The organism is Burkholderia sp. MBR-1, assembly GCF_013822785.1.
Classification (GTDB): domain Bacteria; phylum Pseudomonadota; class Gammaproteobacteria; order Burkholderiales; family Burkholderiaceae; genus Burkholderia; species Burkholderia vietnamiensis.
Genome location: NZ_CP053611.1, coordinates 60699 through 80961, shown reverse-complemented (window position 1 = coordinate 80961; position 20263 = coordinate 60699). Strand labels below are relative to the sequence as shown.

24 protein-coding genes are annotated in these 20263 nt (G+C 70.2%); 7 read left to right on the top strand and 17 right to left on the bottom strand.

Annotated features, from left to right (window positions below):
* Positions 1-2: 2 nt before the first annotated feature.
* The 5 genes from MBR110_RS24815 to MBR110_RS24795 form a co-directional block, all read right to left on the bottom strand.
* The gene (locus MBR110_RS24815; RefSeq protein ID WP_011879887.1) at positions 3-227 is read right to left on the bottom strand and encodes a hypothetical protein; all 225 of its coding nucleotides are present in this window, start codon (positions 225-227) and stop codon (positions 3-5) included.
* A gap of 281 nt (positions 228-508) precedes the next feature.
* Positions 509-847, bottom strand: coding sequence for a DUF1488 domain-containing protein (locus MBR110_RS24810; protein WP_060081425.1), 339 nt, complete (start codon positions 845-847; stop codon positions 509-511).
* 3 nt (positions 848-850) lie between these two features.
* Positions 851-1399 (bottom strand): type 1 glutamine amidotransferase domain-containing protein, encoded by a 549-nt coding sequence (locus MBR110_RS24805; protein WP_014725703.1) that lies wholly within the window; start codon positions 1397-1399, stop codon positions 851-853.
* 226 nt (positions 1400-1625) lie between these two features.
* On the bottom strand, positions 1626-1991 hold the full coding sequence (locus MBR110_RS24800) for a DUF3022 domain-containing protein (RefSeq protein ID WP_014725702.1): 366 nt from the start codon (positions 1989-1991) through the stop codon (positions 1626-1628).
* A gap of 103 nt (positions 1992-2094) precedes the next feature.
* Entirely contained in the window at positions 2095-2547 is a 453-nt protein-coding gene (locus tag MBR110_RS24795; protein ID WP_181709633.1) for a hypothetical protein, read from the bottom strand.
* Between the two features lie 140 nt (positions 2548-2687).
* On the opposite strand from MBR110_RS24795, the gene MBR110_RS24790 reads away from it, so the two are divergent.
* Together MBR110_RS24790 and MBR110_RS24785 are read left to right on the top strand one after the other, a co-directional pair.
* Positions 2688-3044, top strand: a complete 357-nt coding sequence (locus MBR110_RS24790; RefSeq protein WP_046427226.1) for a DUF3175 domain-containing protein — start codon at positions 2688-2690, stop codon at positions 3042-3044.
* A 38-nt stretch (positions 3045-3082) separates the two neighbouring features.
* On the top strand, positions 3083-4405 hold the full coding sequence (locus MBR110_RS24785) for a cation:proton antiporter (RefSeq protein ID WP_059459641.1): 1323 nt from the start codon (positions 3083-3085) through the stop codon (positions 4403-4405).
* A 5-nt stretch (positions 4406-4410) separates the two neighbouring features.
* On the opposite strand, the gene ligD is transcribed toward MBR110_RS24785, so the two are convergent.
* From ligD to MBR110_RS24730, 11 genes are all read right to left on the bottom strand, one after another.
* Positions 4411-7371: a DNA ligase D gene (gene ligD, locus MBR110_RS24780; RefSeq protein ID WP_181709632.1), complete on the bottom strand. Its 2961-nt coding sequence runs from the start codon at positions 7369-7371 to the stop codon at positions 4411-4413.
* A gap of 33 nt (positions 7372-7404) precedes the next feature.
* A complete protein-coding gene (gene ku, locus MBR110_RS24775; RefSeq protein WP_060042800.1) occupies positions 7405-8439 on the bottom strand; it encodes a non-homologous end joining protein Ku in 1035 nt (344 codons plus the stop codon).
* A 59-nt stretch (positions 8440-8498) separates the two neighbouring features.
* Positions 8499-10601, bottom strand: a complete 2103-nt coding sequence (gene katE, locus MBR110_RS24770; RefSeq protein ID WP_034192844.1) for a catalase HPII — start codon at positions 10599-10601, stop codon at positions 8499-8501.
* A 140-nt stretch (positions 10602-10741) separates the two neighbouring features.
* The gene (locus MBR110_RS24765) at positions 10742-11128 is read right to left on the bottom strand and encodes a DUF3022 domain-containing protein (protein WP_034192845.1); all 387 of its coding nucleotides are present in this window, start codon (positions 11126-11128) and stop codon (positions 10742-10744) included.
* Entirely contained in the window at positions 11125-11286 is a 162-nt protein-coding gene (locus tag MBR110_RS24760; protein WP_034192901.1) for a DUF1328 domain-containing protein, read from the bottom strand. The genes MBR110_RS24765 and MBR110_RS24760 overlap by 4 nt, the downstream gene beginning before the upstream one ends.
* Before the next feature lie 44 nt (positions 11287-11330).
* Positions 11331-11519, bottom strand: a complete 189-nt coding sequence (locus MBR110_RS24755) for a DUF3008 family protein (protein WP_011879877.1) — start codon at positions 11517-11519, stop codon at positions 11331-11333.
* Positions 11520-11589: 70 nt separating this feature from the next.
* Positions 11590-13023, bottom strand: coding sequence for an RNA polymerase factor sigma-54 (locus tag MBR110_RS24750; RefSeq protein ID WP_034192846.1), 1434 nt, complete (start codon positions 13021-13023; stop codon positions 11590-11592).
* A 471-nt stretch (positions 13024-13494) separates the two neighbouring features.
* Positions 13495-13806 (bottom strand): hypothetical protein, encoded by a 312-nt coding sequence (locus MBR110_RS24745; RefSeq protein WP_011879875.1) that lies wholly within the window; start codon positions 13804-13806, stop codon positions 13495-13497.
* Between the two features lie 51 nt (positions 13807-13857).
* Positions 13858-14169 carry a hypothetical protein gene (locus tag MBR110_RS24740; protein ID WP_034192847.1) on the bottom strand — a complete coding sequence of 104 codons (312 nt, stop codon included), beginning with the start codon at positions 14167-14169 and terminating at the stop codon, positions 13858-13860.
* Positions 14166-14423: a hypothetical protein gene (locus MBR110_RS24735; protein WP_181709631.1), complete on the bottom strand. Its 258-nt coding sequence runs from the start codon at positions 14421-14423 to the stop codon at positions 14166-14168. Before MBR110_RS24735 ends, MBR110_RS24740 begins: the two co-directional genes overlap by 4 nt.
* Before the next feature lie 234 nt (positions 14424-14657).
* A complete protein-coding gene (locus MBR110_RS24730; RefSeq protein WP_011879873.1) occupies positions 14658-14960 on the bottom strand; it encodes a hypothetical protein in 303 nt (100 codons plus the stop codon).
* 161 nt (positions 14961-15121) lie between these two features.
* Between MBR110_RS24730 and MBR110_RS24725 the strand changes: the two genes are divergently transcribed.
* The 5 genes from MBR110_RS24725 (at position 15122) to MBR110_RS24705 (ending at position 18830) form a co-directional block, all read left to right on the top strand.
* Positions 15122-15376, top strand: a complete 255-nt coding sequence (locus MBR110_RS24725) for a hypothetical protein (RefSeq protein ID WP_181709630.1) — start codon at positions 15122-15124, stop codon at positions 15374-15376.
* A gap of 82 nt (positions 15377-15458) precedes the next feature.
* Positions 15459-15890 carry a CBS domain-containing protein gene (locus MBR110_RS24720; protein WP_011879871.1) on the top strand — a complete coding sequence of 144 codons (432 nt, stop codon included), beginning with the start codon at positions 15459-15461 and terminating at the stop codon, positions 15888-15890.
* Positions 15891-15978: 88 nt separating this feature from the next.
* Positions 15979-16461, top strand: a complete 483-nt coding sequence (locus tag MBR110_RS24715; RefSeq protein WP_011879870.1) for a PRC-barrel domain-containing protein — start codon at positions 15979-15981, stop codon at positions 16459-16461.
* A gap of 226 nt (positions 16462-16687) precedes the next feature.
* Positions 16688-17983: an MFS transporter gene (locus MBR110_RS24710; protein WP_014725687.1), complete on the top strand. Its 1296-nt coding sequence runs from the start codon at positions 16688-16690 to the stop codon at positions 17981-17983.
* A 64-nt stretch (positions 17984-18047) separates the two neighbouring features.
* A complete protein-coding gene (locus tag MBR110_RS24705) occupies positions 18048-18830 on the top strand; it encodes a substrate-binding domain-containing protein (protein ID WP_175901113.1) in 783 nt (260 codons plus the stop codon).
* A gap of 90 nt (positions 18831-18920) precedes the next feature.
* Here MBR110_RS24705 and dctA read toward each other — a convergent pair whose 3' ends face one another.
* The gene (gene dctA, locus MBR110_RS24700) at positions 18921-20213 is read right to left on the bottom strand and encodes a C4-dicarboxylate transporter DctA (RefSeq protein WP_081053385.1); all 1293 of its coding nucleotides are present in this window, start codon (positions 20211-20213) and stop codon (positions 18921-18923) included.
* Positions 20214-20263 lie beyond the last annotated feature (50 nt).

Sequence of the window (20263 nt, the reverse complement as noted above, 5' to 3'; positions counted from 1 at the left end):
GGTTACAGCTCGAAGCCGTCGACCCGCCGGTCGTCGTGCCGCTGCACGCTCCGGACCATCGTCAAGCCGCCGGCGGTCAACGCAGGACGGTGTGCGCCCGACCCGTCGGGCTGCAACTCGATCAGTTCCCGTTCCATCAACGCGACGACGTCGTCGCGGTCGAGCTGGATCTGTTCCGGTGCGCGATGCACCAGGAACAGTGCAGCGAATTCATGTGCGGTCAGCATGTTTGATTTCCCCCGTGGACGGCTTCATACGGTGCGGCGCGCGCCTCGTGTCGGCGCGGGCGCGCAGGCGCGCGCCGCAGCTATAGGGACATGCAGGGATCGTGCCAACCGCCATGAAGCGCGAGATCGGCGCACAGCGCGCGTGCGGCGTGGTCTGTCGCCACGGGCTGCGCGCGCCCCGGTGCAAAGTTTTCAACGCCATGTAATGCCGCGGGACAACGGCCGACGGTTTCACCGCCACGCCGCCACGCCGGCCGTCGCCGCGCGGTGCAGCGCGTCGCTCACGACCGGCGCGCGCGCTCGAGGCCCGCGCGCGCGGCCTCGCCGACGACCGTCTCGCGCACGCGAAAATAACCGCTGTGAAGCTCGACGACGCCTTCGCCGTTCGCCAGCAGCTCGGCGCAGGCCGCCTGGATCCGCACACGGCCACGCTCGAACGCGTCGCGCAAGTCGGCTTCCAGCGCGGAGCGTGCGCCGAAATGATCTTCCAGCGCTTCCACGCTGATCGCGGCCGTCTGCGGCTTGCCGTCGACGTCGATCACGAAGCGCAACTGCAGCGCCGCGCCGTCGAATTCAGGCGGCGCATCGGTCAGCGTCACGCGGCGCTCGGAGGAAGCCATCGCTCAGGCTCCCCGCGCGGCGAGGCACTGCACCAGCGCGCCGTTGAACGCGGGCAGGTCGTCGGGCTTGCGGCTCGTGATCAGATTGCCGTCGCGCACGACTTCCTGATCGACCCACTTGCCGCCCGCGTTGCGGATGTCGTCCTGCAGGCTCGGCCAGCTCGTCATCGTGCGGCCGTTGACGAGCCCGGACGACACCAGCAGCCACCCGCCGTGGCAGATCGCCGCGATCGGCTTGCCGCCGCCGACGGCTGCGGTCACGAATTCGCGCGCGGCCGGCAGCATGCGGATCGCGTCGCCGTTCACGACGCCGCCCGGCAGCACCACCGCGTCGTAATCGCCTTCGCGCACGTCGTCGAACGTGCGATCGACCTTCACGCGCTCGCCCTTGTCGACGTGCCGGAAGCCCTGGATCTCGCCGGCTTGCTGCGAGATCACGTCGACCTGCGCGCCTTCGGCCTTCAGCGCGCGCAGCGGTTCGACCAGTTCGGCTTCCTCGAAGCCGTCGACGGCGAGGATCGCCACCTTGCATTGGTCCAGCTTGTTGCTCATGGATCGCTCCCTGTCGTGTTACCGCGTTGCGGCACCCATCGTGCCGTGCAGCTTGCGCAGCAATCGCCATGCCGGTCGCTCGCCCAAGCGACTTTGGTCGCGGTGCCGCTCCGCGTGCTCTGCAAACATTGCAACGCGGTGTAACGCGCGCTGCGGCCGGCCGGCGACGCATCGACATGCGACGTCGGCCAGGTGTCGCACGTGTCGCGAGTATCGCGTTACCGGGTTACTGCAAATGGCGCGCCACGTCGAGCATCGCATCGGTGAGCTCGACCGTCAGCGTCATCTCGTCGCCGGTGTCGGGCAACGTCTCGAGGGTCGCCTGCACGCTGTCGTGCAGCATCGCGTGAACGCGCAAGCGCGCAGCTTCGTCGAGGTTCGCGTAGCGCTCCATCGTGTCGCAGTCGAGCGCGAGCATGACCGAGTGCCGCGCGGCAATCGGCGACGCGTTGGGCGCCGACGCCCAGGCCGCATGGAACATGATCCTGCCGGTTTCGACGTCGAGACGCACCGTCGTGTCGAGATCGTCGGTATCGATGTCGTCCGCGTCGAGGTCGTTGGGGTCGAACGAGTTCCAATGATTCGAGTGCATGATGTCCTCCTGCGTGGCGGCGGCGCGCCGGCTGCGCGGCCGGCCCCGCCATCGCGCCGCGCCGGCTACGCCGACGCGACACCGTGGTCGTCAAATGAGCGCGTCAATACCCGCTGGAGCCCGCGCTGCCCGTGCCGCCCGCACCGCCGCCGCCCGAGCCGGTCGCGCCCGACGAGCGGCCGGCGCCTGCACCGGCTCCGGTGCCGGCCTGACCCGCGCCCACGCCGCCCATCCCCGCGCTACCGCCGCTACCACCCTTACCGGCTGCGCTCGGGCCGCCCGGCTTGGTACGTACATGCGGCCGCGCGTGCGAACGTTTGCCGCGTGCGTCGTTCATCCGCGTCGCAGGCGGCGGCGCGGCCGTGTTGCCGTTCGACATGCCGCTGCCGCCGTCCTGCGCCGACGTATCGGGCGGCGACAGGATCGGCGCGCCGGTGCCGTGGTCCGCGCGCTGCGAGTTCTGCGCCCACGCGGCCGGCGCGGCGGCGACGAGCGCGACGGCTGCGCACGCGACCAGACGGCGGGCGGCAGATTTCGATTCGGATGCTGACTTCATGGTGCGTTCTCCCTCAATGGAACCGCTGTCGTGGAACGTTCATGCGCAGACGAATCAGCAAGGCCCGTGCCGTCGTCGTCGGCCGGCACGCCACTTGCGGCCCCGCGTCCGTTCATCCGATCCCTTACGGAGTCGCCGCCATGCCTTCCGCTTCCGCTTCACCGCCGCACGGCAAACGCGCGTCGCGCCGCCCCGGCCGCGCGCGCAGCAACGGTCCCCAGCACCGCAACCGCTGGTCTGCCGACGTGATGCAAAAAAGTGACGCCCTCGACCTCGAGCCGCACATCTTCCAGTCCGACGATCCGGCGGAGATCGCCGCGTCGCTGAAGCGCTCGGCCGAGCACAGCCGCCGCCGCAAGGCGACGCCGTTCCAGTCGGCGATGTCGATGCTGAACTTCTATGTGAACCGCGCGGGCCGCAACCTGCCGAAAACCCGTCGCGCGACGCTCGAGCGCGCGAAGCGGAAACTGCGCGAGGCGTTCGGCCGCAAGCCGTGACCGCACGCCTTTTTCCCTCTCCCACTGCCCGTTTTCGCATGCATGAAACCCTCTGGTATCTGATCGTCGGCGCGGTGTTGATGGGCATGGGCGTCGCGACCTCGGCGCTGCGCCATCTGCCTTGCAGCAGCGCGATGATCTATCTCGCGCTCGGCATCGCGCTCGGCCCGGCCGGCGCGGGACTGCTCCATCTCGACATCGAACGCGACGCGGCGCTGCTGCGCGAAATCGTCGAGATCGCGCTGCTGGTGTCGCTGTTCGCGATCGGCTTGCGGCTGCGCGTGCCGCTGTCCGACAAGCTGTGGCTGGTGCCGTGCCGGCTCGGCCTGCTCGCGATGATCGTCACGGTGCCGCTGCTGGCTGGCTGCGCGATGCTCGCGCTCGGGCTCGGCTGGGGCCCCGCGCTGCTGCTCGCGGCGATCCTCGCGCCGACCGACCCCGTGCTCGCGCACGACGTGCAGGTGCACGATCCGGGCGACCGCGATCTCGTGCGCTTCGCGCTGTCCGGCGAAGGCGGGATGAACGACGGGATCGCGCTGCCGTTCGCGCTCGCGGGGCTCGCGCTGTGCGGCGCGGCCGACATGCCGCACGGGCAGCCGGCGCTGTCGGGAACGTTCCTGCTGGCCGCGCTGTGGGGCACGGCGGGCGCGGCGGCGATCGGCGGCGTGCTCGGCGCCAGCGCGACGCGCGCGATCGGCTGGCTGCGCACGCGCTATGCGCAGGCGCTCGGCTTCGAGGGCTTCTTCGCGCTGGCGCTGATCGTGCTGTCGTTCGGCGCCGCACAGCTCGCCCAGACCTTCGGCTTCATCGCGACCTTCGCGGCGGGCGTCGCGATGCGCCGCGTCGAGTACCGCGCGAGCGGCGGCCGGCGGCCGCGCGAAGTGATCGGCCGGATCGACTCCGAAGACGTGGTCGCGACCGAGAAGCATCCGGAGAAGGTGCATGCGTTCATGACCGAATCGGTGCTCGATTTCACGATCGAACTCGAACGGATCGCCGAAGCGGTCGTGATGACGATGATCGGCAGCGTGCTCGGCACGCTGACGGCGCCGCTCGTCACGTGGGGCGCGGCGGCGCTCGCGGCGCTGCTGTTTTTCGCCGTGCGCCCGCTCGCGGTGTCGCTCACGCTCGCCGGCTCACGCGCGACGCCGGCGCAGCGGCGGCTGATGGCATGGTTCGGCATCCGCGGAATCGGCTCCTTCTACTATCTACTGTTCGCGCTCGAGCACGGACCGTCGAGCGCCGTGCGTCCGCTCGCGGCGCCGGTGCTGGCGGTCGTGTCCGCGTCGGTGATCGCGCACGGCATCTCCGCGACGCCGCTGATGGACTGGTATTACCGGCTGCAGCAGCGTCGCCGCTGAACGCGTCACGCCCCGTCGAGCCGCGCGCGCATCTGCGCGGTGATGCGCTGGCGCGTGTCGTCGTAGCCTTCCCACGGGTCGCGCTTCAAGCGGTCGAGGCGCTCGTGCAGCGTGTCGATGGTCCACTGCGCGCCGCCCGTCGTGTCGGGCACCTCGTCCCAGTGCAGCGGCACCGATACGCCCAGCCCCGGCCGTGCGCGCACCGAGTAGGCGGCGATCGTGCTCGCGCCGCGGCCGTTGCGCAGGTAGTCGATGAAGATCTTGCCGCGCCGGTGCCGCGGCCCCATCGTCGCGGTGAAGCGCTCGGGCAGCGCGCCCGCCACGTGCTGCGCGAGCGCGCGCGAGAACGCCTTCACGTCGTCCCAGCCCATGTGCCGCGTGATCGGCACGACGACGTGCAGCCCCTTGCCGCCGCTCGTCTTGCAGAACGAGCGCAGGCCGAGCTCGTCGAGCAGCCCGCGCACCAGCTGCGCGGCCTCGATCATCGCGCTCCACGGCAGCGCCGGATCGGGATCGAGGTCGAACACGATGCGATCGGGCCGCTCGATGTTCGATGCGTGCGCGTTCCACGTATGCAATTCGATCGTGCCCATCTGGGCCGCGCCGAGCAGCGCATCGACGCTGTCGAGCGACAGCAGCGCCCCATGCCCGGGATCGAGCCCGGGGTGCTGCGTGACGAACGGAATCTCGCGGCGCTCGGCGTGCTTCTGGAAGAACAGCTCGCCGGTGATGTCGCCCGGTGCGCGCACGAGCGACACGGGCCGCCCTTTCAGGTCGGGCAGCAGCCACGGCGCCACCCATTGCCAGTAGCGTGCGAGGTCGATCTTGCGCGTGCCGCTCGCCGGGTCGAGCACGCGCTCGGGATGCGTGATGCGCACGCGGCCGGACAGCTCCGCGTCGCCGTCCTCACGTGCGTTGCGCGCGGACGCGCTCGCGCGCGCGTTTGGCTTGCGCTTGCCCGTATCGTCGGCGGCGCGCGACGCGCGCTTGCGTTCATGGCCCGCGTCGGGCGTGCTGTGCTGTCGCTCCATCGCTCCCTCCGTTTCCACATGCTTCGGCATTTCGCGGACGATCTGCGTCGCCGGCTTGTCGTCGCGCAACGCGATGAACGCGGCCTGCCGCACGATGCCGTCGCCGGTCCATTCCGCGAATTCGCATTCGGCGACGAGCGTCGGCTCGACCCAGTGCACGCGCGTGCGCGTGCGTTCGCGCGGCGCCGGCTCGAACGGCGTCGTGTCGCGCTCGTGCCGGCGCAGCAGCGCCGCGAGCCGGTCGAGCGCGCGCGCGTCGAAGCCGGTGCCGACGCGGCCGACGTAGCGCAGCGGCGCGGCCGCGCGCGAGCGCTTGCCGGCCGGCGGCGCGTCGTGCACGCCGAGCAGCAGCGCGCCGAAGCCGTGGCGGCTGCCCGACGGCTCGGTGTAGCCGCCGATCACGAATTCCTGCCGGCGCCGGCATTTGAGCTTGATCCAGGCCGCCGACCGTCCGCCGCGATAGCGCGATTCCGCCCGCTTGCCGATCAGCCCTTCGAGGCCGGTGTCGCAGGCGCTCGCGATCAGCGATGCGACGTCGTCGCCGAGATCGGGGGAAAAGCGCAGCCTGGTTGGGTCGCTGTCGGCGACGAGCGGCTCGAGCAGCGCGCGGCGCGCGGCCAGCGGTGCATCGCGCAGGTCGTAACCGTCGAGATACGGCAGGTCGAAGACGAACAGCGTGACGTCGTCCGACTGCCCGGCGCCGAACGCGTTCTGCAACGCCTGGAAGTCGGGCAGGCCGTTCGCGCCGAGCACGACGGCCTCGCCGTCGAGCCAGGCGTCGTCGACGGGCAGCGCCGCGAGCGCATCGCGCTGCGCGCGCAGCTTCGCGGTCCAGTCGCGGCCTTCGCGCGTCATCAGCTTCACGTGGCGACGCGCGCCCTTGCCCGCGATGCGCGCGAGGATCCGGTAGCCGTCGAATTTCAGCTCGTAGCGCCAGTCGGCGTCGGCGGGCGGCGCGTCGACCAGCGTCGCCAGTTGCGGCGCGATGCGCTCGGGCAGCGGCGCGCGCACGGCGCCTTCGACGGTGGAGGGGTCGCGGTCGCCGGCGGATGCGCGGTCGGGAGTACGCGTACGGCGAGGGGTGCGGTCGGCGTCGCCGGCGCTAGCTCGGACGCTGGCGGCGCCGGGGTCGCTTGCGGCAGCACGGTCGCTGGCCGCGGCGCGGTCGCCATCGCGAACGTGCGCGCGTGCGGTGGCGCGATCGCGGTCATCGGCGCACTCGCCGCTTCGCGCGGCGCGCTTGCCGGTTTGCGTGGCACGCTTGCCGCCGCCGCCCGCGCGCGCCGTCGCATCGTGCGAGTCCCGTCCCGCGCCGCCTGCCGCCGACGACGCCCCGCCCTCACCGTCGTGCACGCTGCCCGGCCGCTCGCCGACCACGTCGAATTCATCGGCGCTGCGCGCCGCTTCGTCGCGCTCCTTGATCAGCAGCCACTGCTCCTGGCGTCCCTCCTGCCGTCCGCTGCGCACCAGCGCCCAGCCGCCGTGCAGCTTCTCGCCATCGAGCCGGAACGTCAGCTTGCCCGCACGATAGCCGCTGCGCGCGCCTGCGACGCCGCCGTCGGGCGTCCACGTGCCTTCGTCCCACACGACGACCGAGCCGGCGCCGTAGTGGCCGGCCGGAATCTGCCCTTCGAACGACGCGTATTCGACCGGATGATCCTCGACGTGCACGGCCAGACGCTTCACCGCCGGATCGAAGCTCGGTCCCTTCGGCACCGCCCAGGATTTCAGCGTGCCGTCGAGTTCGAGCCGGAAGTCGTAGTGCAGCCGCCGCGCATGGTGCTCCTGGATCACGAAACGCAACGGCCGGCGTGGGGCCGCACGCCCATCGGGCTGCGGCTGCGGCTTCGCGCGCCGCCGCGCACCCGCGCCATCCGGTTCGGGCGTCGCGTCGAAATGGCGTTTGCGGCGATACGGATCGAGCTTGCCTGCCATCGCGTCACCTCGCGTGAACTGGATCGCGCACCGTCAGGCCGCGTGCTTGCGACGCGCGGCAGTCTTCTTCGTCGCATGCTCGGCCGCCGACGCGCGCTTCGCGGCCGGCCGCTTCGCCGCGGGCTTCGCGGCTGACTTCGCGGCCGCGCCCTTCGACGCCGATTTCGCGGCGGGCTTGCGCCGGGCGCCGCCGCGCGGCGCGGCGTCCGCCTCATCCGCTTCGCCGTCGTCCTCCGCATCGCGCGCGCGCGCGGCACGGCCGCCGCCGCCATCGCCGCTGCGCAAGCTGCGCTTGAGCAGCTCGGTCAGATCGACGACGTTGGTCGCCGTGCGTCCGGTCTCGGCCGGACGCTCCTCGATCTCCTCGATCTTGCCCGCGCGCACCTTGCGCTCGACCAGCTCGAGGATGTCGTCGCGAAACGTGTCGTGATACTCGTCGGGCGTCCACTTGCCCGACATGTCGTCGATCAGCTTCTTCGCCATCTCGAACTCGCGTGCGGTCACGCCGGCACGCTTGGCGTCGTCGGCCGGCACCGACAGCTCGTCGAGCGGGCGCAGCTCGTCCTGCCAGCGCAGCGTATCGAGCGCGAGCAGCGGGCCGACCGGAATCAGCGCGCCCAGATGCTGGCGATCGCGCATCACGACCAGCGCGATGCCGATCTTGCCGCTGTCCTTCAGCGCATCGCGCAGCAGCGCGTAGACCTTTTCGCCCTTGCGGTCCGGCACGAGGTAGTACGGCGTGTCGAGATAGAGGAACGACACGGCGTCCTCGTCGACGAAGGTCAGGATGTCGACGGTCTGCGTCGATTCCGGATTCGCCGAGCGGATCTCGTCGTCGGTCAGCACGACGTAGCGCTCCTTCTCGTACTCGTAGCCGCGCACGATGTCGTCGCGCGTGACCTCCTTGCCGGTGCGCTTGTTGATCTGCCGGTAGCCGACCGGGTCCATCGAGCGCCTGTCGAGCATCCGGAACGACGGCTTGACGGTGCGCGTCGCCGGGAACAGTTGCACGGGCACGTGCACCAGCCCGAAGCTGATCGCGCCTTTCCATATCATCCGCGGTGGCATCCCTGTTCCTCCTTGCCGCAGGCGCGCCCGTCTGCGCGAGCCGGGCGCGCGGTGCGGCGCTACGCCGGCAGCTCGGCCGCCTGCTGCTCGCGCGCCCAGACGCGGTGCCGGCCGAGCTCGCCGGAAAACGCGCCGAGCACCGCGTCGAGATCGGCCACGTGGCCGACGCACACGCCTTCGGCCGGGTCCGGCAAATGCGCGGCGCTCAACAGCTGACGGCCCGAGCCGACCGCCGCGATCGGCTTCAGGTGCTTGAACGCCTCGCGCACGAAGTGACACGCGTCGGCGTTGTGCGCGAGTTCGCGGCCGTCGCCGCCGCAGACGAACACCGCGTCGAACATCACCGACGGCATCCCGGCGAGCGTCGCCTGCGGCACGATGCTGCCGATCGGCGCGAGCGTCGGCGCGACGACGGTCGGCACCGCGCCCGCCGCCGCCAGCGTGCTGCGCACCTGGTCGACCAGCGCCTGACTCACGCCCGGCGTCGCGACCAGCGCGATCTTGCGCGAGCGGATCGTCGGCTTCGCGCGGCCGACCAGACTCAACGACGGCGCGAGGCGCGCGACGGCCGGCGTCGTCGCGGTCTGCGGCGGGGGCAAGCCGAGCCGCTCGGCCACTTCCGCGGCGAGCCCCGCGTCGAATCGCGCGATGATGTCGTTCACGACGCGCGCGCGAATCTCCGGCTTCGTGACCTTGCCGAGCTCGAAACAATACGCATCGCTGATGTGCCGCTGCTCGATGTCGGTCATGCTCTGGTAGAACAACGCAGCCTGCGAGAAATGGTCGGCGAACGATTCGCTGCGCACGCGCACCTTGGTGCCTTCGAGCGGCTCGGGCACCGTCTCGAAGCCGCCGCCGGCAGGCGCCGGCGGCGTCTCGCGCGGCCAGCCGCCGTTCAGCGAATTCGGCTCGTACGACGCCTGACCGACCGCGATGGTCTGCCGGTGCATCGCGTCGCGCTGATTGTTCGCGAACGGGCACAGCGGCCGGTTGATCGGCAGCTCGTGAAAATTCGGGCCGCCGAGCCGGCTCAGCTGCGTGTCGGTGTAGGAGAACAGCCGCCCTTGCAGCAGCGGATCGTTCGTGAAGTCGATGCCCGGCACCACATGACCGGGATGAAACGCGACCTGTTCGGTTTCGGCGAAGAAGTTGTCCGGGTTGCGGTTCAGCGTCATGCGGCCGATCGGCTTCACCGGCACGAGCTCCTCCGGCACCAGCTTGGTCGGGTCGAGCAGGTCGAAGTCGAATTTGCGCGCGTCGGCCGGGTCGATCAGCTGCACGCCCAGTTCGAACTCCGGATAGTCGCCGCGCTCGATCGCCATCCACAGATCGCGGCGGTTGAAGTCCGGGTCGTGGCCGGCGATGCGCTGCGCCTCGTCCCACAACAGCGAGTACGCGCCGCTCACCGGCCGCCAGTGGAATTTCACGAAATGCTCGGCGCCGGCCGCGTTGACGAACCGGAACGTGTGCACGCCGAAGCCGTCCATCGCGCGATAGCTCGCCGGTAGCGCGCGGTCGGACATCAGCCACAGCACCGTGTGCGTGGTCTCGGGCACGAGCGACACGAAATCCCAGAACGTGTCGTGCGCGGACGCGCCGGTCGGCATCTCGTTCGGCGCCTCGGGCTTCACCGCGTGCACGAAGTCCGGAAACTTGATCGCGTCCTGGATGAAGAACACCGGCATGTTGTTGCCGACCAGATCGTAGTTGCCTTCCTCGGTATAGAACTTCACCGCGAAGCCGCGCACGTCGCGCACGGTATCGGCCGAGCCGCGCGGGCCCTGCACGGTCGAGAAGCGCACGTACACCGGCGTCTCGGCCGCCGGGTCCTGCAGGAAAGCGGCCTTCGTGTAGTCGGCCATCGACTCGTAGACGCGAAACACGCCGTGCGCGGCCGACCCGCGCGCATGCACGACACGCTCGGGGATCCGTTCGTGATCGAAGTGCGTGATCTTCTCGCGCATGATGAAGTCTTCGAGCAGCGACGGGCCGCGCGCGCCGGCACGCAACGTGTTCTGGTTGTCGGCGATGCGCACGCCCTGGTTGGTGCGCAACGCCTCGCCGTCAGGGTGTTGACGGTGCTCGTCGAGCTGACGCGCCTTCGCGCTGTCGGATTGCGGTGCGGCGGAAGGCTGGCTGCCGGATGGAGCGGAGTTCGTCATGCAGGCATCCTCGTATCGATTCGGTCAGGAGCGACGACGTGCACGTGACGGCGTGTCGCCGCTACGGAAAACGGCCCGCGCCGGGGCGGCGCGAGCCGGCGCGGCCGCGCGCGATGGCGCGGCGGGCCGCGGGTGCGGCGTCAGGGCGCGCGCAATGCGTCGTCGAGTTCGGCGCGCGTCACGTCCACCGCGACGCGGCATTCGATCTCGGCATCCTCGACGCGCGGCTTCTGGTCATCCACCGCGCGGCGTGCGAGGTCGCACACGTGCGTGCGCACGCGCAGGCGGTCGGCCGTGCCGAGCGACGCGTAACGCGCAAGCACGTCCGGCGCGAAGCCGAGGTCGACCACGCAGCGCCACTGGCGTGCGCGCTCGTCGGCCGGCACGCGCACCCACGACACCTGGATCGTCAGCCGGCCCGAAGCGTCGTCCGCGTGGACGACGAGGGTCGACTGCGACGGAAACCCGTTCGCGAGCGCATGTTCGAGTTCGGCGATGCGCTGCGAACGGTCGGGCGCGTCCGTCATCTACGCACGACGCCCAGCAGCAGCGTGACCAGGAAGATCACGACGAAGATGTAGAACAGGATCTTCGCGATCTCGGCCGCCCCGGCCGCAATGCCGCCGAAGCCGAACACGGCGGCGATGATCGCGATGACGAAGAAGATGACAGCGTATCGAAGCATGAATTCCTCCTGGTTGACGGTGACCGGCGGCGCGCTCGCCGCGGTCAAGAATCGTGCTTGTGCTTGGGTTTGCCGTGAGTCGGCGTCGAGGCCATTTTCTCGAGCTCCTTCTCGCTCATCGATTTGGCCATCGACTTCGACGGCGGCTTCAGATCCTTCATTTTCGTGTCGCCGCGCTTGGCCGACAGGGCGGCCCCCGCGGCGCGCTGCTGTGCCTGGGATTTGGCTGGCATCGCTTGCCTCCTTTCGGTGACGCGCGCGGTGGCCGCGGCTCGCGGGCCGCGCGCAGTTCGAACGGTATCGTCATGCGGCGTCGCGCCGGCGCATCTCGGCCGGCGGGATCTTCATCGCCTGGCGATACTTGGTCACGGTACGGCGCGCAAGAAGAATGCCGCGCCCCGCGAGGTTCTGCGCGAGCGCGACGTCCGACAGCGGATCGGTGTGGCGCTCGGCCGCGATCATGTCGCGGATCAGCACCTTCGCGGCCGATGCCGAGCACACGCCCTTGCCGGCTGCCTCGAGCTTGCGCGGGAAGAAATGCTTGAACTCGAAGGTGCCGTGCGGCGTGGCCATGTACTTGTTGCCCGTCGCGCGCGACACGGTCGATTCGTGCAGATCGAGCTCCTCGGCGATGTCGCGCAGCACGAGCGGCTTCATCGCGATCTCGCCGTAGCGGAAGAAGTCGCGCTGCCGCGCGACGATGCATTCGCCGACGCGCTGGATCGTGTCGAAGCGCTTCTGCACGTTGCGGATCAGCCAGCGCGCTTCCTGCAGCTGCTGGCCGAGCGGCGAATCGCGCTCGCCGCTCGACTGCGCGAACAACGTCGCGTAACGCTCGTGCAGACGCGCGCGCGGCAGCACGGCCGGGTTGATCGTGACGATCCATTCGTCGCGCACCTGACGCACGATCACGTCCGGCACCACGTAGTCGCCGCGCGTGCTGCCGTAGTGATTGCCGGGGCGTGGATCGAGCCCGCGCACGAGCGCGCAGGCGGCTTGCAGCGTCTGCTGGTTGCAGCCGACGCGCCGCTGGATCTCCGCCGTTTCCCGGCGCGCGAGCCGTTCGAGGTGGTCGCGGGCGATCGCCTTCGCTTCGGCGAGCGCCGGCGTGCCGGCCGGGATCGCGTCGAGCTGCAGCAGCAGGCATTCGGACAGCGAGCGCGCGGCGATGCCGGGCCGATCGAGCATCTGCACGAACCGCAACGCGACCGCCAGATCCTGCTCGGACACCAGCAGCGCCGGATCGGCGGCGCCCAGCAGATCGCCGAGTTCCTGCCGCAGGTAGCCGTCTTCGTCGAGCGCGTCGATCACGATGCGCGCCGCCTCGCGATCGCGGCGGTTCAGCGGATAGAGCCGCAGCGCGTCGTGCAGATGCCGATGCAGCGACGGCTCGGCGGCCATCCATTCGCCCGGCGACAGATCGCCGCCATCCTCGCCCTGGCGGCCCGTGCCGCGCATCGTCGGGGCCGCCGTGTACGACACGTCGCCGTCCGGCGCGCGCACGTCGTCGCGTTCGGCCGCGGTGTCCTGCGGGGCCGCCTCGGCGGTATGTTCGGGTGTATCGGCCGGCGCCTCGTCGTCGCCCTGGCCATCTTCGAGAAACGGATTCGAGTCGAGCGCCTGCCGCAATTCCTGCTGGAATTCCAGCGAAGACAACTGCAGCAGACGAAGCGACTGCTGAAGCCTTGGCGTGAGTGCCAGGTGCTGTCGCATCTGGAGCGCAAGCGTGACTGACATCGATGTCCTCCTGACGGTGTGCGGAATTCGTATGCGGGAATCGATGCAGCTTCCGTGCCAGTACGGCAAAGCGCCGTCCGGCGCGGCTCTCAAGGGTTCGTACCCTGGCGCGGGCGGCGCGTGAGACCGCTTTTTTACAAGCGGCGGGAAGTTCGGGGGTGGGCGGGGCACGGGGGTTGCGGGGGCGGGGGGCGCGCGGCGGGGGTTTGGGGGACGGCGACGGAGGGCGTGGCGCGCTGGGCGCGCGCTGGGGGCTACGTTGTTGGCGGCCGCGCGTCTTCCGCCTCTTGCGCCTCTTGCGCCTCTTGTGTCGAGCGCGTCCTGCGCTTCTCGCGCTTCTCGCGCTTCTCGCGCTTCTCGCGCATCCCGCGGGTCCGGCGCGCCCTCCGTGCGCCGTGAGCCGTGCGCGCGTCATGCGTCACGTGCGCCCCCGTCCCGCCCGCTCCCACCCCGCAGCACCAACCGCTCGCCTCAGTACTGCATCGGCGGCGGCGTGCCCGGCAGCGGCGCGTCGCCCTCTGCGCCGTTCGGTCCGGGCGGCGGCACGTCGGCCGGCTCGCCACCGGCAGCACCGGCCGGCAGCGTGTTGTGCGGCGACGGCCGCGTGTCGTAACGCGTGTTCGCGTCCGGCATCGTCGTGGTCGGCTGCGGACCGTGCGCGCCCGGAGGCGCCGGCGGCGCAGCGTGGGCGGCGTCGTTCGGCCGCGGTTGCATGCATGCGCCCAGCGCGCACGCGGCGGCGAACGCAACGGCGCCCACGCGTATCGTCTGGATCGGTTTCATCGAATCCTCCGTGACAAGTGGCCGGCACCGCGCCGGCCTGAACGGCCCGGCTCAGAGCCGGTTGAAGTGGAAATCGCCCGCATACGCGGTGGGCGCGCGGCGCGCCATCATCGTGTCGAATTCGGCGGCGACGCGCGTGAGCGCGCCGCGCTGCCGCCCGACGCCGGCGTGTTCCAGCGCGGCGAACGCGTCGGCGTCGAACGTGACCGTCAGCGACGCCGGATGGCCGTCGACGCGAAAGCCGATATGCAGCGCGCCGGCCGGCCGCTCCTCGACATGAAACGGCATCTCGCGTGCGTCGAAATGACGGCCGAGCGTCTCGGCCACGTCGCGCAACATGCCGGGTTTCACGCGGATATTCATCGTGGGACCTCCATCAACGTTGTGGATTTCACCGCCCGCCGCGCCCATCGCGCCCATCGCGCCCGGATCGACGGCTCGCGGGTCGGCGGCTCACGCTCGGGCGGCGGGTGCCCGGGTGGGTCGCCCTCGGGATCCTGGTACGGTTCCGGCACGCCGGGCGGCACCTCGGTCGGCGCGGGCGGCTCGGGCTCCGGCTCGACGTCCGGCATCGGCGGCTCGGGGCGATGCAGCTCTCGGATAACGATCGGGTTCATAGGCAGTCGTTCATCGCGTCGTGTCGGCGCAAGCGGCGCCGATCTCCACATGGCGGCGCCCGCTGTCGCGCGTGCGCGCGATCATCAGGCCCGCTAAGGCTCGCAAAGGCCCGCAAGCGCTATGCCGCCGCGACACGCGCGTCCTGACGGGCCGCCCGCCGCCGCGCGCCGCGGCGCGATCGCATTCCATGTCTTCCCTACACCGCGCGCTGCAATTCTTTCAACGGCATCGCGCTAGCTCTCGTACGCGGCCATCACGAGCCACAGCTCGCGGCCGTCGTCGCGCACCCGCGCGGCGAGCGCATACGCGTCGGCCGGCTCGCACGCGGTCTGCAGCGCGAACCGCGCCGGTTCGGTCGAGCCGAAGGTCTCGTCGAGCGGCCGCACGTCGGCCTTGCCCTCGAACATCCGCCGCTCGGGCCGGTAAATCAGCGGCTCCCGCTTCCATGCGCTGAAGTGGCTCTTCACCGAATCGAAGCCGCCGCCACATACGTTCACTTCGTAGCGCACTCCGGGTCGTCGTTTTGGAATGGTCATCGTGCCTCCCGCTCGATTGCGTGTGGACTGCGTGTGCGTGTGTGCGTGCGGCGCCGCGCGTGGTCCTCTGCCACGCAGACGGCAAATCGTGTGCCGCCGCGCGTTGCAGGCACGCCGGTTGCGCCACCGGCACGTCAACGCCAACGATACGGAGCCACGCCATGAGCGATTCGACCCGAGCCGGCATCGATACGCCGGAACAGGAGCGGCATCCCGACCCGCAGCCGCCGCTGAAGGACCAGGATCAGACCAAGACGGGCCACTCGGAGCGCCACATCGACGAGCAGCTCGAGGACACGTTCCCGGCGAGCGACCCGCCCGCGACCGGCGGCGTCACGCGCATCGACCCCGACACGCCCCCGGGCACGCATGACGACGGCCCCTGGCAGGACCCGGCCAAGCGCCGCGACGAATGACCCTGGCCGGGCGACGCGCACTCCGCGGCACGCCGCTTGCGGCAGCGCATGACCCGGCTCCCAATTCGCGAGGAGGACCGCAATGCATCGCGTCAACGAAATCATGTCGCAGGACGTCGTGCGCATCGCGCCGACCGACTCGATCCGTCATGCCGCGCAACTGATGGAGCGCTACGACATCGGCGCGCTGCCGGTGTGCGACAACAACCGGCTGATCGGGATGGTCACCGACCGCGATCTCGCCGTGCGTGCGATCTCGGCGGGCAAGCCGCCGGAAACGCGCGTGCACGAAGTCGCGTCGGGCCCGATCGAATGGTGTTTCGTCGACGATTCGCTCGACGAGATCCAGCACTACATGGCCGACGCGCAGCTGCGCCGGCTGCCCGTCGTCGACCACGACAAGCGGCTGGTCGGCATGCTGTCGCTCGCGGACATCGCGACGCGCACGGCCAGCCCCGCGCGCGACGAAGTAGCCAACACGCTGGAAGGCGTGTCGCAACCGAAGCAGACGTGACGGGGCGCGCGCGCCCCGCCCGACCACCCGCGCGACCCGCAGGGCCCATCCCGGGCACGGTCGCGCCTACACAGCCAGGAGGACAACCATGCAGACTACCGACCAAGGACAAGCCCGCATCATCGGCAAGGGCGCGGCGACCGCAGCCGGCCCCGGTCCCGACGTGATGGCCGCCGACACGCTGGAAGGCAACAAGGTCTACACGACCGACGGCGACGACGTCGGCAAGATCAAGGACATCATGCTCGACGTGCGCTCGGGCCGCGTGGCGTACGCCGTGCTGTCGAGCGGCGGCCTGCTCGGCATCGGCGACAAGCTGCTCGCGATCCCGTGGAGCGCGCTCACGCTCGACACCGAACGCAAGTGCTTCCTGCTGTCGGTGTCGTCCGAGCGGATCAAGAACGCGCCGGGCTTCGACAAGGATCACTGGCCGGCGATGGCCGACCCGCAATGGGCCGAGCCGCTGCACGAGTACTACGGCAGCACGCCGTACTGGAGCGCCAGCGACGAGCTCGGGCTGACCGACCCGACCGAGGATCTGACCGACCCGCGCACCCGCGGCCATCACTGAAACTGACGCGTCATCCGGATTCGGCGGCAGTTGAGCCGACCTGCCCCGCACAATGCGGGGCTTTTTTTCGTCCTGGTGCCGTCCTCGGCGCGCGCGCCGATTGATAACGAAACAACATCAATCGCTGCAAAAATCGCACTTCTCGTTTTGCCGTCTCCGGGCGAACATTGGCGAAACAACAATCGATCGCGCCCCGCGCCTTTCCCGCTTTCCTGGAGACACCCTGATGCATCCCTCGTCCAGCCCTTCGACCGGACGCTCGAAGGCCGCCGCGGTATTCCGCGTGACGGCCGGCAACTTCCTCGAGCAATTCGACTTCTTCCTGTTCGGCTTCTACGCGACGCAGATCGCCGCGGTGTTCTTTCCGGCCGCGAGCGAATTCGCGTCGCTGATGATGACCTTCGCCGTGTTCGGCGCCGGCTTCCTGATGCGTCCGCTCGGCGCGATCGTGCTCGGCGCGTACATCGACGACGTCGGCCGCCGCAAGGGCCTGATCGTCACGCTGGCGATCATGGCGAGCGGCACGATCCTGATCGCGTTCGTACCCGGTTACGCGACGATCGGCATGCTGGCTCCGGTGCTGGTGCTGGCCGGGCGGCTGCTGCAGGGCTTCTCGGCCGGGGCCGAGCTGGGCGGCGTGTCGGTCTATCTCGCCGAACTGGCCACGCCCGGCCGCAAGGGCTTCTACACGAGCTGGCAGTCGGCCAGCCAGCAGGTCGCGATCGTCGTCGCGGCCGCGCTCGGCTTCGCGCTGAATCACTGGCTCAGCACGTCGGCCATCGCCGCGTGGGGCTGGCGCGTGCCGTTCTTCGTCGGCTGCATGATCGTCCCGTTCATCTTCATGCTGCGTCGCAATCTCCAGGAAACGCAGGAGTTCACCGCGCGCCGGCATCGCCCGGGCATGAAGGAAGTGTTCGCCACGCTCGCGCGCAACTGGGGCGTCGTGATCGCCGGGATGATGCTGGTCGCGATGACCACCACGAGCTTCTACCTGATCACCGTCTACGCGCCGACCTTCGGCAAGACGGTGCTGCACCTGAGCACCGCCGACAGCCTGCTCGTGACGCTGTGCGTCGGCGTGTCGAACTTCGTGTGGCTGCCGATCGGCGGCGCGCTGTCGGACCGCATCGGCCGCCGCCCGCTGCTCGTCGGCATGACGCTGCTCGCGATCGCCACCGCGTATCCGGCGCTGTCGCTGCTCGCTCACGCGCCGTCGTTCATCAACATGCTGCTCGTGCTGCTGTGGCTGTCGTTCATGTACGGGATCTACAACGGCGCGATGGTCGTCGCGCTGACGGAAGTGATGCCGGTCGAAGTGCGCGTCGCGGGCTTCTCGCTCGCCTACAGCCTCGCCACCGCCGTGTTCGGCGGCTTCACGCCGGCGATCTCGACCGCGCTCATCCATACGACGGGCGACAAGGCCGCGCCCGGTTACTGGATGAGCCTCGCCGCGGTGTGCGCGCTGCTCGCGACCTTCGCGCTGTATCGCCGCCAGCCGGCGACGCTCACGCCCGCGCACTGACGCACTGAAATCCGCAGCCGCATCGCTGCCCCGACACCGCTCGACCACGACGATCGACACGACCATGAAAAAACTGTTCCACACCCTCTGCGCGAGCGCGCTCGTCGCCGCCGCCGCGCTCGCCACGACCGTGCAGGCGGCCGAGCTGCACGTGATGAGCTCGGGCGGCTTCACGGCCGCCTACAAGCTGCTCGGCCCGCAGTTCGAAGCGCACACCGGCAACACGCTCGACACCGCGCTCGGCCCGTCGATGGGCAAGTCGGCCGAGGCGATTCCGAACCGGCTCGCGCGCGGCGAGCCGGCCGACGCGGTGATCATGGTCGGCTACGCGCTCGACGACCTGATCCGGCAAGGCAAGGTGATCGCCGGCTCGCGCGTCGAGCTGGCCGATTCGCGCATCGGCATGGTGGTGCGCGCCGGCGCGCCGACCCCCGACATCGGCACGGCCGACGGCCTCAAGCAGGTGCTGCTGCATGCCAAATCGATCGCGTACTCGGACAGCGCGAGCGGCGTCTACATCGAGCGCGAGCTGTTCAAGAAGCTCGGCATCGAGGACCAGGTCAAATCGAAGGCGAAGATGATTCCGCGGATTCCGGTCGCCTCGGTGGTCGCGAACGGCGACTACGAAATCGGCTTCCAGCAGGTCAGCGAGCTGCTGCCCGTCAAGGGCGCGACCTACGTCGGCAAGATTCCGGAAGCGCTGCAGTCCGTCACGCGCTTCGCGGCCGGCATCCCGATCGGCGCGCAACATCCGGCCGAAGCGAAGGCGCTGCTCGACTATCTCGCGTCGCCCGACGTGCAGCCGCAAGTGAAGTCGACCGGGCTGGATTCGGTGTCCGCGCATTGAGCACGTGCGGCGGGCGCGGGCACGACGCCGCGTTCCCGCCGCTCTCCCCCGCCTTCCCCGCCTTCCCGCCTTCCCGCCGCACTACGCGCACTACGCGCCGGCTTCGGCCTCGTCCGCGCCGGCCGTCCCGGCGCCGCTCAGCACCCGCACGAGACGCGCACGGTCGCATGCGCCTTCCCACGACGCCACGAAGATCACCGCGCACGCGTTGCTGATTACGCTCGTCAACGCGCGCGCCTCGGACATGAACCGGTCGATGCCGACCAGCAGCGCGACGCCCGCGACCGGCAGGTCGGGCATCACGACGAGCGTCGCGACGAGCGCCACGAGCCCGCTGCCCGACACGCCGGCCGCGCCCTTCGACGTGACGAGCATCACCGCCAGCAGCGCGGCGATCTGCGGCGCGGACAGCGGCACGTCGCACGCCTGCGCGATGAACAGCGCGGCGAGCGTCAGATAGATCGCAGTGCCGTCCAGGTTGAACGAATAGCCGGCCGGCAGCACGAGCCCGACCACGCCCTTGTCGCACCCGAGCGCCTCGAGCTTGACGATCAGCCGCGGCAACACGGGCTCGGTGGACGACGTCGCGAGCACGATCAGCAACTCCTCGCGGATGTAGCGCAACAGCCGCCACAGCGAAAAGCCGTGCAGCCGCGCGAGCGGCGCGAGCACCAGCGCGACGAACAGCATGCAGGCAACGTAGAACGACACGATCAGCCACGTCAGCGAGCCGACCGAGCCGATGCCGAAGCGCCCGACCGTGAACGCCATCGCGCCGAACGCGCCGAGCGGCGCGAGCCGCATGATCATCGCGAGCACGCGGAACACGACCTGCGCGACGCCGTCGATCAGCGCCAGCACGGGCCGCCCGGCCTGCGGATGCGCATTCAGCGCGAAGCCGAACAGCAGCGACAGCAGCAGCACCGGCAGCACGTCGCCGTTGCGGAACGCGCCGAGCATCGTGTCGGGGATCACGTCGAGCGCGAACGCCACCAGGCCGCGCGGCGGCGCCTGCCGTGCGTATGGCGCGAGGATGTTCGGATCGAGGTGATGCACGTCGACGTGCATGCCCGCGCCGGGGCGCAGCACGAACGCGGCGACGAGCCCGAAGGCGAGCGCGGCCGCGGTCAGCAGATAGAACAGCGCGAGCGCGCGCACGATCGTGCGGCCGATCGCCCGGCCGTTCGCCAGCGACGTGATGCCCGACACGATCGTGCAGAACACGATCGGCGCGATCATCATCCGCACGAGCCCGACGAAGGCATCGCTGAGCGGCTTGAGCAGCGCGCCCGCGTGCGGCCAGAAATGGCCGACGCTCACGCCGAGCGCCATGGCGAGCAGGACCTGCACGTACAACGAACGAAGCGGTGTTGCGGTCGTCACGACGCGGCGCGCTCCGCCGTTGCGGTTGCGGACGCGTATGCAAGAACGGC